We start from the raw sequence: 15,463 nt of genomic DNA, 5'->3' as shown, positions 1-15,463 counted from the left end.
TTAAAAAAATGAAAGTAAAAAATATAATATTTAAAGTTTCCGCAATTTTATCAATTATTTTATTGATGGCTTGCGAAACAAGCGAAACACAAACAGTGGCCACACTTACCAATTTAGTTTGGGCAGACGAATTTGATTCTAATGGTGCACCAAATGCAACAAATTGGAACCTTTTAACAGGTGATGGAACTGCAGAAGGAATTCCTGGTTGGGGTAATAATGAATTACAGACGTATACAGATAGATCAGAAAATGTAACAGTACAAGATGGTGTTCTAATTATTACAGCTAAAGAAGAGAGTTATAATGGTAAATCTTACACTTCTGCAAGAATAACTACCAAAGGTAAGCTAGATCAACAGTATGGACGGTTTGAAGCAAGAATAAAATTACCAGCTGGTAAAGGAATTTTTCCAGCATTTTGGCTTTTAGGAGATGATGCAAATGGTAGTTTAGTCTGGCCTCAAATTGGTGAAATTGATATTATGGAATATTTAGGAGACGAACCCACTACTGTTTTTGGTACCATTCATGGTCCTGAATATTCTGGTGCAGATTCCATCACTAAAGAATACCAAATTTTAAACGATAGATTTGATAGTGGTTTTCATGTTTTTGGTTTAGAATGGACACCAAATAGAATCAATTGGTATGTAGACGGAGATTTATACAATTCTATTACCCCAGCAGATGTAAATGAAGAAACTGGTGGCGCAGAATGGGTGTTTAATAGGCCTTTTCATATTATTTTAAATGTTGCAGTTGGTGGTAATTTGCCAGGTGCACCAGATGAAACAACTGTCTTTCCTCAAAGAATGTTAGTAGACTATGTAAGAGTTTATAATTAAAAAAGAAAAATCATGAAAAAAATCATCAAAAATAGAAGCATTTTTTCACTTTTAATAGTGTCACTTTTACTGATAACATCTTGTGAAGATAACGAAGATGGTATCACAAATCCAGGAGAAATAGGTACTGCAGTTTTAGCAAGATTTACAAAAGTTAAAGAAGGCAAAACAGTAACATTTATTAATATTTCAGAAAATGCCACTTCTTACAAATGGGATTTAGGTGATGGTACTACCTCTAATTTAATTAATCCAGAAAAAAGATATTTTAACGGTACTTATACAGTTACACTAACTGCATCAAATGATAAAGGCGAAACAAGTACTACCAATACAACATTTATAATTGATGGTTGTGTAGATGAAACAGAGGAAAATATTGACCCTGCTAATGGAGATTTAAATTGGACATTTTTAAACACAATTGGAAATTCAGGCTTTAGTGCTTTTGGTAACATTAGTGGTGCAGTAGTCAATAATCCAGTATTAGATGCTGTAAATGCTAGTTGTAATGTTTTCTTGTACAATAAAACAGGAGGTTGTGAAACTTGGTCTGGTGTAGGCTATGTATTAAACACACCTTTAGATTTTACAACAATGACCAATAAAATTTTTAAGATAAAAGTATTAGCGCAAACACAAGTTGCTGATGTAACATTATTGTTAGAAGAAAATCCTTTTCCGAATAATAACCCATTTATAGAAAGAGTGGCAAGTATTACAGAAGTAGGCCAATGGCAAGAATTAACTTTCGATTTTTCTGATATAAATACAGGAACTTTTAAAAATATGGTAATTTATTTTGATAGAAATACACCTTGCGATGGTGATATTTACTATTTTGATGACATAACGCAAAAACCTTTATAACTAAAATTGGGATTTAAAAATTAGCCTCCCAATTTATTTTCAATTTTTATAAAATTACATTTAAGTTTAAACAAATAGCTATAGAATTTTAAAATAAAAACATTGTTTTTCATGTCTCTCTTAGATATGTTTTAGTATAATTTATAATGACACAAACAACCTTATCTAACAAAAAAAAGGGAAATAATCCAACTCCTAAAATTAAAGGAGAATTAGTACAATTAAATAACGAAACTTTTTATAAAATTTCGAACAGCCATTTAATGCGTCCATTTTTTATGACTATCGTTTCAGATTCCAATCATTGGATGTTTATCTCTAGTAATGGAGGCTTAACAGCAGGACGTAAAAATGCAGAATATTCTTTGTTCCCATATTATACAGATGATAAAATAACTGAATTAGCAGAAACCACAGGTTGTAAATCAATCTTTAAAATCTCTAAAAACGATCAAAATTATCTGTGGGAGCCATTTTCTGAAAGACAAGCAGGAATCTATAAGATTAAAAGAAATATCTACAAAAACATTTACGGAAACAAAATTGTTTTTGAAGAAATTAATGAAGATCTAAACATCACGTTTAAATACGAATGGAATTCTAGTGACGAATATGGTTTTGTTAGAAAAGCGTCCTTAATAAATAATGCTAATGATCATTTAAATATTTCGTTACTAGATGGTTTTCAAGATTTATTACCTTATGGTGTGGGCTCAGATATTCAGGGTATTCGTAGTAATTTAGTAGATGCTTACAAAAAATGTGAATTAGAGGCAGATTCTGGTTTAGGTATTTATGCGTTAAGTGCTATTATTGTTGATAAAGCAGAACCTAGTGAGGCTTTAAAAGCAAATATAGTTTGGTCTTTAGGTTTAGAAAATCCAACTTATTTATTGTCTTCTCTTCAATTAAATAACTTTAGAAGAGGGTTTCCTGTTGAACAAGAAGTAGATATGAAAGCAGAAAAAGGAGCCTACATTTTAACTACAACTATTGGTTTAGCTGGTAATAGCACAAAATCTTGGTTACAAGTTGCTAATGTAAATCAAACTGTTTCTGACGTAACTCGTATTTCTGAATTAATTAAAAGTGATACAGATGTAGCTGCTCTTTTAGAGCAAAGTATTTCAAACGGAACCAAAAATTTAATCAATCTTGCAGCAGCTTCAGATGGTTTACAATTATCAAATGATGCATTAATCAACACAAGACATTTTTCAAATACGCTTTTTAATATTATGAGAGGTGGTATTTTTGATGACAATTATACCATAGAAAAAGATGACTTTAACACCTATTTGTCAAAAGCCAATAAGCAATTATTTGCAAGTAAAAAAGAAGAGTTAAAGGCATTACCAGAAAAATTTACCTTACAGTTTATTAAAGATTTAGCAGATAATGATGCAAATAAAGACTTTAAAAGACTGTGCCTAGAGTATTTACCTTTAAAATTTAGTAGAAGACATGGAGACCCAAGTAGACCTTGGAACAAGTTTTCAATCAATACAAAAAGTGAGGTTGATGGCTCTAAAATTTTAGATTATGAAGGCAATTGGAGAGATATTTTTCAAAATTGGGAAACATTAGCGCACTCATATCCTCAATTTATAGAGAGTATGATTCACAAATTTTTAAATGCCACTACTTTTGAAGGATATAATCCTTACAGAGTTACCAAAGATGGTTTTGACTGGGAGGTTATCGAAGAAAATGACCCATGGTCTTATATTGGCTATTGGGGAGACCACCAAATTATCTATTTGCTAAAGTTTTTAGAATTTATAGAAAATCATTATCCATCTAAATTAGCAGAATTATTTAATGATGATATTTTTGTTTATGCAAATGTGCCTTATAAAATAAAATCGTATGCTGATATTCTAAAAAATTCAAAAGATACCATTGATTTTGATCACAGATTACAAGAAAAAATTGATGAAAGAAGAGCCTCAATTGGTGCAGATGGTGCTTTATTAACCGATAAAAACAATAATCCTTACAAAGTAAACTTAATAGAAAAGTTATTGGTTACAGTTTTAGCCAAAGTAGCCAATTTTATTCCAGAAGGTGGTATTTGGTTAAATACCCAAAGGCCAGAATGGAATGATGCCAACAACGCATTGGTTGGTAATGGAGTTTCTATGGTAACTTTATATTATTTAAGAAGATTTATCAATTTCTTTGAAAATGTAGTTGAAAATACAGAAGTAAGCAATATTCATATTTCTGATGAAGTAGCTGCTCTGTTTAATAATATGGTAAAAACACTAGATGATAATGCTACAATTTTATCAAGAAATGTTACCGATAACGAAAGAAAAAGAGTTTTAGATGGTTTAGGCCAACCCGCAAGTAAATACAGAGCATTGGTATATAAAAATGGTTTTTCAACTCAAAAATCAGAAATCACAAAAACTTCTTTATTACACTTTTTTGCAATCACTAAAAATTATTTAGATCATAGTATTACAGCCAATAAACGTGCTGACAATATGTATCATGCATATAATTTAATGACGATAAAAAATAACGACGAAGTTTCTATTTCTTATCTATCAGAAATGTTAGAAGGCCAAGTAGCTGCATTAAGTTCGGGGTATTTAACACCTCAGCAGGCTTTAGATTTGTTAGATGGTTTAAAAGCATCTGCTTTGTTTAGACCAGATCAATACAGTTATATTTTATATCCAAATAAAAACCTACCAAGATTTACAGATAAAAATAATATTTTAGCAGAAAAAGTTGAGAATTCTACATTATTACAACAATTAGTTGTTGATGGTAATAGTACAATCATAGAAAAAGATGTTTTAGGAAATTATCATTTTAATGGAAATTTCAACAATGCCAATAGTGTTAAAGAAGCATTATCAAGTTTATCTGAAGTTTATGCAGAGGCAGTAGCTAAAGATACAGATTATGTATTGGCGGTTTTCGAAGAAATTTTTGACCATAAATCGTTTACAGGTCGTTCAGGTACTTTCTTTGGTTACGAAGGTTTGGGTTCTATTTACTGGCACATGGTTTCTAAACTTTTATTAGCAACTCAAGAAAATTGTTTATTAGCAATTAATCAAAAAGAAGACGAAGCTGTAATTGGTAGATTATTAGATCATTATTACGAAATTAATGCAGGTGTTGGTGTACATAAATCACCAGAATTGTATGGGGCTTTTCCAACAGATGCATACTCGCATACACCTGCAACAAAAGGCGCACAACAACCAGGTATGACAGGTCAAGTAAAAGAAGATTTGTTAAGCAGATTTGGTGAGTTGGGTGTATTTGTAAAAAATGGTACTATTGTTTTTAATCCTAGATTATTAAAAGAAGTTGAGTTTTTAAATGCTGCTCAAACATTTTATTATGTTGATGTAGAGGGTAACACAAAATCTTTGAATATTGGTATAAATGAATTGTGTTTTACCTATTGCCAAGTGCCAATAATTTACTCAAAGTCAGATATCGAGTATGTAGAAGTGGTATATAATAATGACAAAAATGAAGGATTTAGCCAACTGTCTTTAAACAAAGAAACTAGCAATAAATTATTTAACAGAACCAACGAAATTAACCACATAAAAGTATCGATTATAAAATAAGATTGATGAAAAATAACAGGTTAAAATACAGTGCATACTGTTTTTTATTGATATGGATTTCCTGTACAAATGAAATGAAATTAAGTAAAGAAATGCAAATAGAACAAAAAGTAGAAGCTCTTTTAAAGCAAATGACTTTAGAAGAAAAAATCGGACAAATGTCGCAAATAAGACATTTTGAAGAATCTGCTGATGCACATGTTACTGAAAAATTCATTGGATCAATAATTCATACCCAAGGCCCAACACCAGGAGAAACAGCTATAGATTGGCAAAAAAGATTTATGGCATTGCAAAAAAAGGCGCTTTCTACAAGGTTAGGTATTCCTTTGCTTTTTGCAGTTGATGCTGTTCATGGGCAAAACACGTATGAAGGGGCAACTATTTTTCCTCATAATATTGGTTTAGGTGCCACAGCTAACGAAAAATTGGTTGAAGAGGCAGCAAGAATTACAGCTTTAGAAAGTCAAGCCACAGGTTTTAATTGGGTGTTTTCACCTTGTATAGCAATTCCGTTTAATGAAAAATGGGGCAGAGTGTACGAGGCGTTTTCAGAAAGTACAGCATTAACTGAAAAACTTACCAAAGCTTCTGTAAAAGGGCATCAAGGAAATTTATCCGATTCAAAAACGGTAATGGCAACTGCAAAACATTTTGTAGGCGATGGCGCAACAGATTTTGGTGTAGAAGGGGGCAATACTTCCTTAAATGCTCAAGAAATCGAAAAACTATTGTTAGCTCCTTACAAAGTTGCTGTTCAAGAAAAAGTAGGTGCTGTAATGGCTTCTTTTAACGCTATTACAGAAACTTCAATGCACAATCACAAAGCATTGTTAACAGATACTTTAAAAGTTGGCATGCAATTCAACGGAATTTTAGTTTCAGACTGGAAAGCTTATTCGCGCTTTAATGGAATCGATGTTATTAATGCAGGTATAGATGTAATTATGGCTGTTGATGGAGATTTAAACAATTTTCAAGAAGGATTAATGGCTGGCGTTAAAGATAGTGCTGTTTCTATGTCTAGAATTGATGATGCTGTTCGAAGAATTTTGCGTCAAAAATTTCGATTAGGTTTATTTGATAATCCTTTTCCTGATCCAACATTAGTTGATAAAATTGGTATAGCAGCGCATCGTAAAGTAGCAAAGCAAGCTGTAAGAGAATCTTTAGTATTGTTAAAGAATCAACAAAAAACGCTTCCTTTATCAAAAGAAACAAAAAAAATAGTAGTGGTGGGTGAACACGCCAATTCATCTGGTTTACAATCTGGTGGTTGGACTATTAATTGGCAAGGAACAAAAGGCAATTATAAAGGGGCTACTACTATTTTAGACGGAATTAAAAAACACGCTAAAAGTGATGTTGTTTTTGACCAAGATGCAACAGGAAATCATTTTGATGCAGATGTTGCCATTATTGTTGTGGGTGAAAATCCGTATGCAGAGTTTTTTGGTGATATTGGTCACGAATCTAATCAGCTCGAATTAACGCTCAAAGAAGAGCATCAAAAATACATAAAAACCTACCAAGAAAAAGGTATAAAAACTGTAGTGGTTTTAGTTTCGGGTAGGCCTTTGGTAGTTACCAATCAAATTAATCAATCAGATGCTTTTGTAGCAGCTTGGTTGTTAGGTTCAGAAGGTGATGGGGTTGCAGAAGTGTTATTTGGCGATTATAATTTTAAAGGAAAATTACCACATTCTTGGCCAAAATCAATAGAAGATTTTAAAGGTAAATATGGCCCCAATTTTTGGGATAACAGTATAACACCTTTATATAAAATAGGTTACGGATTACAATATTAACTATAGAATCGTTTTAAAATAAATTAGATTTTATCATAAAATAAGACAAAAAAATGAAAAATAAATTTCAATCATTTCTTTATGTTGTTTGCTTAGTTTCTATGATATCATGTGTAAAATCAGAAAAAAAAGAAGATACAGTTTTGAAAACAAAGAAAGAATTAACAGCTGCAGACATTTTGGGTAATCCAAATTATTTAGCAATTTCTTACGGAGGATATAGAGAGAATTCTAGGGAAAAACAACCCACGATTCCTCAGTTAAAAGAAGATTTAAAAATAATGCATGCCATGGGTATTCGCATTTTAAGAACCTATAATGTGCAACCAAAATTGCCACACGCATCAAATATTTTAAAAGCCATTTCTGAGCTAAAAAAAGAAGATGCTAATTTTGAAATGTACGTAATGTTAGGGGCTTGGATAGATTGTTTAAATGCATGGACAGATAAAGCACCAGATCATAATGTAGAAAGTCCGCAAAACGAAGGAGAAATTGCAAGGGCAGTAGCCTTAGCAAATCAATATCCAGATATTGTAAAGGTAATTGCAGTGGGTAATGAAGCCATGGTAAAATGGGCAACAAGCTACTTTGTACAACCCAATGTAATTTTAAAATGGGTAAATCATTTACAAAACTTAAAAAAAGAAGGTAAATTATCTAAAGAGTTATGGATTACTAGTTCAGATGATTTTGCTTCTTGGGGTGGTGGAGAAGATGTATATAAAGTAAAAGATTTAGAAGATTTAATTAAAGCTGTAGATTATGTTTCTATGCATACCTATGCCTACCACAATTCTCACTACAATCCTGGTTTTTGGAAAGTTCCAGAAGATGAAAATAATTTATCAGATTTAGAAAAAGTAGACAAAGCCATGTTACGTGCTTTAAATTTTGCAAAAATGCATTACAATGATGTAAAAAAATACGTGCATAGTATAGATAGTACCAAAACCATTCATATAGGCGAAACAGGTTGGGCTACAATATCTTCTGGACATTATGGGGTAAATGGCTCTAGAGCTACAGACCAGTATAAACAAGGGTTGTATTATAAGCATTTAAGAGATTGGACAAATAAAGCAGGTATTTCTTGTTTTTATTTCGAGGCTTTTGATGAGCAATGGAAAGATGCAGGCAATCCTTTAGGTTCAGAAAATCATTTTGGTTTAATCAATTTAAAAGGCGAAGCAAAATACCCAATTTGGGATTTGGTAGATAATGGCACTTTTAAAGGATTAACAAGAGGAGGTAAAACCATCACCAAAACGTTTAATGGCGATAAAGAAGCATTGTTAAAAACAGTGTTGGTTCCGAATACAGATTATCCAAGATAAAAAAGAATTATGAAAACAACGAACTACTTATCCTATTTAATTTTATCAATTATGATTATAAGTTGTACTCCTAAAGAAGAACAATTAGTTATAGACATTTATGAAACATCCGCTAGCGGAAATAATTTAACCAAAATAAATAATTATTCTTCGGATAAAAATCAAGATCAATCCGTTCAAGTAACTTTATTACCAAATCAGAAAAAACAAACCATTACTGGCTTTGGAGGGTCTTTTACAGAATCAACTGCATATTTATTAAATCAGTTAAGTAAAAAAAATAGAGATTCAATTATTGAAGCTTATTTTGGCGAAAGTGGGGCAAAATATTCCTTAACAAGAACACATATGAATTCTTGCGATTTTTCGCTAAGCCAATATTCATATGCACCAGTTGAAGGTGATAAAGAACTAAAACACTTTACAATTGAAGAAGACAAAGATGATATAATTCCAATGATAAAAGATGCAATGGCGGTTTCTAAAGATGGTTTTAAAATCTTAACCTCACCTTGGACAGCCTCACCTTGGATGAAAGACAATAAAAAATGGGTTGGTGGTAAATTGTTACCTGAATTCTACGATACTTGGGCACTATTTTTCTCTAAATATGTAACTGCATATAAAAATGAAGGCATTGATATTTGGGGTTTCACTGTAGAAAATGAACCACTAGGTAATGGTAATAATTGGGAGAGTATGCATTATACCCCAGATGAAATGACCAATTTTGTTGTAAATCATTTAGGACCAAAACTAAGAGCAGATTACCCAGAAGTAAAGATTTTAGGTTACGATCAAAACAGAGAACATTTAAATGAATGGGTAGACTCGCAGTATAAAAACGCTGAGACTTCTAAATATTTTGATGGAACAGCTATTCACTGGTATGCAAGTACTTTTCATTATTTTCCAGAAGAATTGCAATATGCACATCAAAAAGCACCAAATAAATATTTAATTCAGTCAGAAGCTTGTATAGATGCTCAGGTTCCTGTTTGGAAAGATGATGCTTGGTATTGGAAAAAAGAAGCAACAGATTGGGGATATACTTGGGCTCCAGAAAAAGACAAACCTATGCATCCAAAATATGCACCTGTAAATAGATATGCTAGAGATATTATTGGTTGTTTAAATAATTATGTTGATGGTTGGGTAGATTGGAATATGGTCTTAGACACCAAAGGAGGACCAAATTGGTTTAAAAACTGGTGTATTGCCCCAGTTATTGTAAATCCTGAAACAGATGAAGTATATTTTACACCTTTATATTACACAATGGCTCATTTTAGCAAGTTTATAAGACCAGAAGCTAAAGTGATTGAGGTTAAACATCAAGATGAAGATATTATGATAACTGCTGCAGAAAATACAGACGGTTCTATTGCAGTAGTGCTTTTTAATGAAAAAGAAAATGCTAAAAATATTCAATTAATATTGAATACAAAAAGCGTCAATTTAAGAATTCAAGGTCAAGCAATACAAACCATTGTTATTCCTAGTGTAAATTAAACTAACTATAAACAAACAATAAATGTCAACACAATCTACGACTCCTTCAAGAGGCAAAGTCCCATTTGGTCAAAAATCTGCATTTGGTGCAGGTCATTTTATATTAAATATTTTACCAGGCACACTTGGAGTTTTTATTCAGTTTTTTTTACTTACTGCTTGGGGTGTCGATCCTTTATGGGCAGGCCTTTTAGGTGGTTTGCCAAGAATATTTGATTCTTTAACAGACCCAATAATGGGTTTTATTTCCGACAATACAAAATCGAAATGGGGTCGTAGAAGACCTTACATATTTATAGGTGCAATTATAAGTGGTGTTCTTTTCTTTTTAATGTGGCAAATAGATGATGATGCTTCACAAACTTATATTATATGGCATGTAATGGTATTACAGTTATTGTTTTTAATTGGTAATACAATGTTTGCTACTCCATTAGTAGGTTTAGGTTATGAAATGACATCAGACTATAATGAGCGCACAAAAATAATGGCTTTTTCTAATACTATGGGCCAAATTGCTTGGATGATTGTACCTTGGTTATATGTTATTATTCCAGATTCAAATACCTTCAATACTCAAACAGAAGGTGTTAGAACAATGGCACTCATAGTTGGTGGTTTATGCGTTGTTTTTGGTGTTTTACCAGCATTGTTTTGTAAAGGAATAGACTCTGCTCATATGGAAAACAGAAAAGAAATCAATTTTAAGTCTTTAGCATCTAATATGACTGATTTATGGGAAGGTATTAAGCAAGTCTCTAAAAACAAACCATTTATGAAGTTGTGTGGTGCAACGTTTTTAGTATTTAATGGTTTTCAGTTAGTGGCAGCTTTTGGTGTTTTTATTATTGTTTTTTACATGTATAGTGGTAGTTACGAACTGGCAGGTACTTGGCCAGCTTGGTTTAATACAATTAATGCAATGATTACCGCTTTTATAGTAATTCCAATTATTAGTAAAATGGCTAGTAAATGGGGTAAACGTCAAGCTTTTATTATTTCTACAATAATATCTATTATAGGTTATATTTTAAAATGGTGGGGCTTTGATAAAGATTTAAATAGTACATTTAATCAAACAAGTTTTGGCGAAACTTTAAATGCTGGAGTAAGTTCTATATTTAGTACAATAAATCCATTTTTAGATAGTGTAGGTATGTCTTGGTTTAGTATAGATCCTGGTAGTGAAGTGCCGTGGTTAATATTTTTACCAATTCCGTTTTTTGCTTTTGGTATGGGAGGTTTATTTACCTTAATGATGAGTATGACTGCAGATGTTTGTGATTTAGATGAACTAGAAAATGGAATGCCAAGAAAAGAAGGTACTTTTGGTGCTATTTATTGGTTGATGGTAAAAATAGGTCAATCTATGGCACTAGTATTAGGTGGGCTTATTTTAAGTATTGTTGGTTTTGATCCAAACGTAACAGAACAGTCTCTAGAAACCATGAATAATTTAAGAATTGCAGACATTATAGTTCCTGCTGGGACAGCAGCACTAGCAGTTTGGGTAATGTGGACGTATAGTTTAAGTGAAAGCAGAGCAAAAGAAATAAAAGAGACTTTAATAGAACGAAGAGGGGAATTATAATAAAATTTAAAATTAAAAAAATGTCATATAGAGAAGATCATCATTTTAAACTAAAAGCAAACTATTCAGAAACTGCTGGTGTTGATTTTAGTAAATATGAATCCAATGAGGATTTAGTAAAAGTTTGGAGAGACACTTTAAATGCAGGCATGCATGGAATTTGTTTTAGTATGTATGAAGATGGGCAAGAACCAGGAGATACCATTACTGAAAAACAAGTTGAAAGAAGAGTAAAATTATTAAAACCACACACACAATGGATTCGTTCTTTTTCTTGTACAGAAGGAAACGAAAACATACCAAGAATAGCAAAAAAACACGGAATTAAAAACTTAGTAGGTGCTTGGTTAGGTGATGATTTAGATAAAAATGAAGAAGAAATTGAGGGATTAATTCAATTAGCTAAAGAAGGTTGTGTAGATATAGCTGCTGTAGGTAATGAAGTAATGTATCGTAAAGATTTAACTGAAAAAGAATTGTTAGTTTATATCAACAGAGTTAAAGAGGCTTTAAAAGGTATGAATATTCCTGTAGGTTATGTAGATGCTTATTACGAATTTGCACACAGACCTAAAATAACTGAGGCTTGTGATGTTATTTTAGCAAATTGCTATCCTTATTGGGAAGGGTGTGAAATAAATTACTCATTAAACCACATGAAAAAAATGTTTGATGTAGCTACAGAAGCTGCAAAAGGTAAAAAAGTTATTATTACAGAAACAGGATGGCCAAGTCAAGGCGAAAGTTTGGGTGCTGCACATTCTAACAATGAAAACGCCATGAAATATTTTATCAATGCAATGGCATGGACCAACAAAGATAATATAGAAATTTTCTATTTCTCATCTTTTGATGAATCTTGGAAAGTTGGAGCAGAAGGTGTGGTTGGTGCTTACTGGGGGCTTTGGGATAAGAATGAAAATTTAAAATTTTGATAAATTTTATGTTATAAAATTATTGCTACAATAATATTATTTAAAAAACTCTATGAATTATTTATTTATAGAGTTTTTTTTGTTACAAACCGATATTTGTTAAATAATGAGGCTATACAAAACTGTTTTTGTACTATACATTACCAATACAAAGCTATTTTTCTCAATAATTTAATATCGTTTTTTACTGCCTAAAACCCTTTGGTAGTGTAGGGTTTGTTAATTTTTTATAAATAAATAGTTGTGTATGTTTTTTGTAGTGGTGTTAAATGGTAATATTGTACACAATTGAGTTAATATTGTAGTATAACGTTTTAAATATATAACAATTATGAAAAAAATTACATTATTATTTGCCCTTTTGATAACATCAATAGGGTTTTCACAAACTTATGATTTATTAGAATCATTTAATGGTACTGGATATGAAGATGCTTTTGGAGGTACAACTGCAGCTTATGACGCTGATCCTACAGATGCTTCAACTCAAGTAGTTAAAATAACAAGTACTGATGGTTCAGGTGAAGTTTGGCAAGGTATAAATGTTTCATTAACGAGCAATTATACATTAACTTCTGCTACACAGCTAACTATGCAATTAGATGTTTATTCTACTTCAGCGATAACAATTGCACCAAAAGCACAAGGTGGTATGTCAGGAGCTCCTGATTCAGTTACTTCTGTAGATCACACAGGAAGCGGTTGGGAAACTTTAACTTTTACTTTCGACAAAAGCTTGGATGGAAAAGTTCCAGCTAATGGTGATTACAATGATTTTGCACTTCACATCAATTGGGATACTGCTGGAAATGCGTTTGGAGCACCAGATGGTAGGATTTTTTATATTAAAAATTTAAAAGGTTTAGCTGCAGCAACTCCTGCAACTTATGATTTATTAGAATCATTTAATGGTACTGGATATGAAGATGCTTTTGGAGGTACAACTGCAGCTTATGACGCTGATCCTACAGATGCTTCAACTCAAGTAGTTAAAATAACAAGTACTGATGGTTCAGGTGAAGTTTGGCAAGGTATAAATGTTGTTTTAACAAGCAATTATACATTAACAGCCGCAACCCAGTTGTCAATGCAATTAGATGTTTACTCAACGACAGCAATTACAATCGCACCAAAAGCACAAGGAGGTGTTGATGGAGCTCCAGATTCAGTTACTTCTGTGGACCATACTGGATCAGGGTGGGAAACTTTAACGTTTACATTTGATCAAAGCTTGGATGGTAAAGTACCAGCAAATGGAGATTATGCTGATTTTGCATTACATATCAATTGGGATACTGGTGCTAACGCTTATGGTACTCCAGATGGTAGAGTTTTTTATATAAAAAACCTTAAAGGTTTATCTACAGAACCAGTTGATAATTCAGGTGAAGCTCCAACAACAGCAGCTCCAACGCCGCCAACAAGAAACGCTTGGGATGTAATTTCATTATATAGTGACGCTTATACTGATGTTGCAGCTAATTTTGATGCTGGCTGGTGTGGTTCTAATTCAATAGAAGAGGTTATGATTGATAATAACCCAACCATCGCTTACAAAGGAAATGGATGTCAAGGTATTGTTTTAGATAATGGAATAGATGCTTCTGCTTTTACACATTTACATGTTGATATTTATATTGAAGCAGGATATGATGTAACACCTTCTGTTTTCAATTTAAAGTTTGTTCAACAACCAGGAGGAGCTGCTAAAGAAGTTCTTCTTAATATTGGAACTACTCCAGCTTTGGAGGCTGGAAAATGGATAAGCGTAGATGTAGCTGTAGATTTAGCAGGTTTTGATGGTTTTAAAGAATTTGGTATTACAAGTAATATGGCAAATTCTGTTTGGTATGATAACTTATATGCATACAGAGCAGCAACTGCAAGCGTAGAAAACAATGCCTTATTAGGTTTCTCTATGTATCCAAACCCTGCTTCAGATAGATTAAACATTTCTGCCAAAGAAACTATTCAAAGAGCTGATGTTTTTAATGTATTAGGTAAAAGAGTAATGAGCGTTAATGTAAATAAAACAAATGCTTCTTTAGATATTTCTAATTTAACTTCTGGAATTTACTTAGTAAAATACGATGTTAATGGTACTGCAGGTACTGCAAAATTTATCAAACAATAGATTTTATTAACTCAATTAAAACAAAAATCCGAACAGCAATGTTCGGATTTTTTATGTATATAATAAAGGGTAATTGCTATTTAAAAATTGTAAATTACTTATTTTCGTTAGCTTTTATGTTGTTTAAATACTCTTGAAAACGTTTACCATACTCAGAATCTTTTATCTTAGGAGTAAGCGATTTATTTACAGTATCTAACATTTGTAAGCTAGCATCATACATCTCTGTTAAACCAATGTAAGGCGCAACTTCAGAATCAGCATGATTGAGGGCAAAATTTGTAGTATACAAAACTCTTCTTTTCACTAACCTTTGATAATCTTTTTCTAATTGCGTTATCAAATCTTGATTCTTTTCTCTTTTAGCATCAAAATCTTTTTTGATAAATTCTAACCGTTGATTTTGAAATTTTCTGCTCATCATATTATATTGCTCTAATATTTTTTGATTTTTAGAACCATTAATCTCTGGATTGAATCCAAATTGCGCAACATTATCATTAATAGTGATGGTACCTTGCTCTCCAAAAAATAAAATTCTTTTATCGGTAGTGTTTCCATCAAAAGTTAAATAATACAATACAGGCGAGTCTACCTGATCCGTCAATCTAAAAGTGTTATCACCTAACAAAGAAATAGAATCTACAGAAACTAAAACAGTATCTTTCATTTTTTGTAGGTATAATTTTCCTTTTTTTAAGCCTTTAATTTGACCCTGAACAATCATGTTTCCATCTTTTTTTGAAGAACATGAATATAGAAGGATAGAAAGTGCTAAAATTGTGATTATATTTTTCATTTTTTTTATTAAAATTAAGAATGCAAA

10 protein-coding genes are annotated in these 15,463 nt (G+C 31.8%); 9 read left to right on the top strand and 1 reads right to left on the bottom strand.

Features of this window, described 5'->3' with window-relative positions; translation table 11 throughout:
- Positions 1-8 precede the first annotated feature (8 nt).
- From SJY27_RS03510 to SJY27_RS03470, 9 genes are all read left to right on the top strand, one after another.
- A complete protein-coding gene (locus tag SJY27_RS03510) occupies positions 9-848 on the top strand; it encodes a family 16 glycosylhydrolase (RefSeq protein WP_397446876.1) in 840 nt (279 codons plus the stop codon).
- A 12-nt stretch (positions 849-860) separates the two neighbouring features.
- Entirely contained in the window at positions 861-1,718 is an 858-nt protein-coding gene (locus tag SJY27_RS03505) for a PKD domain-containing protein (RefSeq protein ID WP_397446875.1), read from the top strand.
- Positions 1,719-1,864: 146 nt separating this feature from the next.
- Positions 1,865-5,320, top strand: a complete 3,456-nt coding sequence (locus tag SJY27_RS03500) for a hypothetical protein (protein ID WP_397446874.1) — start codon at positions 1,865-1,867, stop codon at positions 5,318-5,320.
- Positions 5,321-5,394: 74 nt separating this feature from the next.
- Positions 5,395-7,128 carry a glycoside hydrolase family 3 protein gene (locus tag SJY27_RS03495; protein ID WP_397446873.1) on the top strand — a complete coding sequence of 578 codons (1,734 nt, stop codon included), beginning with the start codon at positions 5,395-5,397 and terminating at the stop codon, positions 7,126-7,128.
- 53 nt (positions 7,129-7,181) lie between these two features.
- A complete protein-coding gene (locus tag SJY27_RS03490; protein WP_397446872.1) occupies positions 7,182-8,465 on the top strand; it encodes a glycosyl hydrolase family 17 protein in 1,284 nt (427 codons plus the stop codon).
- 9 nt (positions 8,466-8,474) lie between these two features.
- Entirely contained in the window at positions 8,475-9,977 is a 1,503-nt protein-coding gene (locus tag SJY27_RS03485; RefSeq protein ID WP_397446871.1) for a glycoside hydrolase family 30 beta sandwich domain-containing protein, read from the top strand.
- A 22-nt stretch (positions 9,978-9,999) separates the two neighbouring features.
- On the top strand, positions 10,000-11,568 hold the full coding sequence (locus tag SJY27_RS03480; RefSeq protein WP_397446870.1) for an MFS transporter: 1,569 nt from the start codon (positions 10,000-10,002) through the stop codon (positions 11,566-11,568).
- Between the two features lie 20 nt (positions 11,569-11,588).
- The gene (locus SJY27_RS03475; RefSeq protein ID WP_397446869.1) at positions 11,589-12,503 is read left to right on the top strand and encodes a glycosyl hydrolase family 17 protein; all 915 of its coding nucleotides are present in this window, start codon (positions 11,589-11,591) and stop codon (positions 12,501-12,503) included.
- A 331-nt stretch (positions 12,504-12,834) separates the two neighbouring features.
- Positions 12,835-14,637, top strand: coding sequence for a T9SS type A sorting domain-containing protein (locus SJY27_RS03470; protein ID WP_397446868.1), 1,803 nt, complete (start codon positions 12,835-12,837; stop codon positions 14,635-14,637).
- Positions 14,638-14,731: 94 nt separating this feature from the next.
- On the opposite strand, the gene SJY27_RS03465 is transcribed toward SJY27_RS03470, so the two are convergent.
- Entirely contained in the window at positions 14,732-15,436 is a 705-nt protein-coding gene (locus tag SJY27_RS03465) for a DUF4369 domain-containing protein (RefSeq protein WP_397446867.1), read from the bottom strand.
- Positions 15,437-15,463 lie beyond the last annotated feature (27 nt).

This window comes from Polaribacter sp. R77954 (assembly GCF_044595335.1).
Lineage (GTDB): Bacteria > Bacteroidota > Bacteroidia > Flavobacteriales > Flavobacteriaceae > Polaribacter.
The sequence above is the reverse complement of the archived record's forward strand: the minus strand, read 5'-3'. Positions and strand labels throughout refer to the sequence as shown.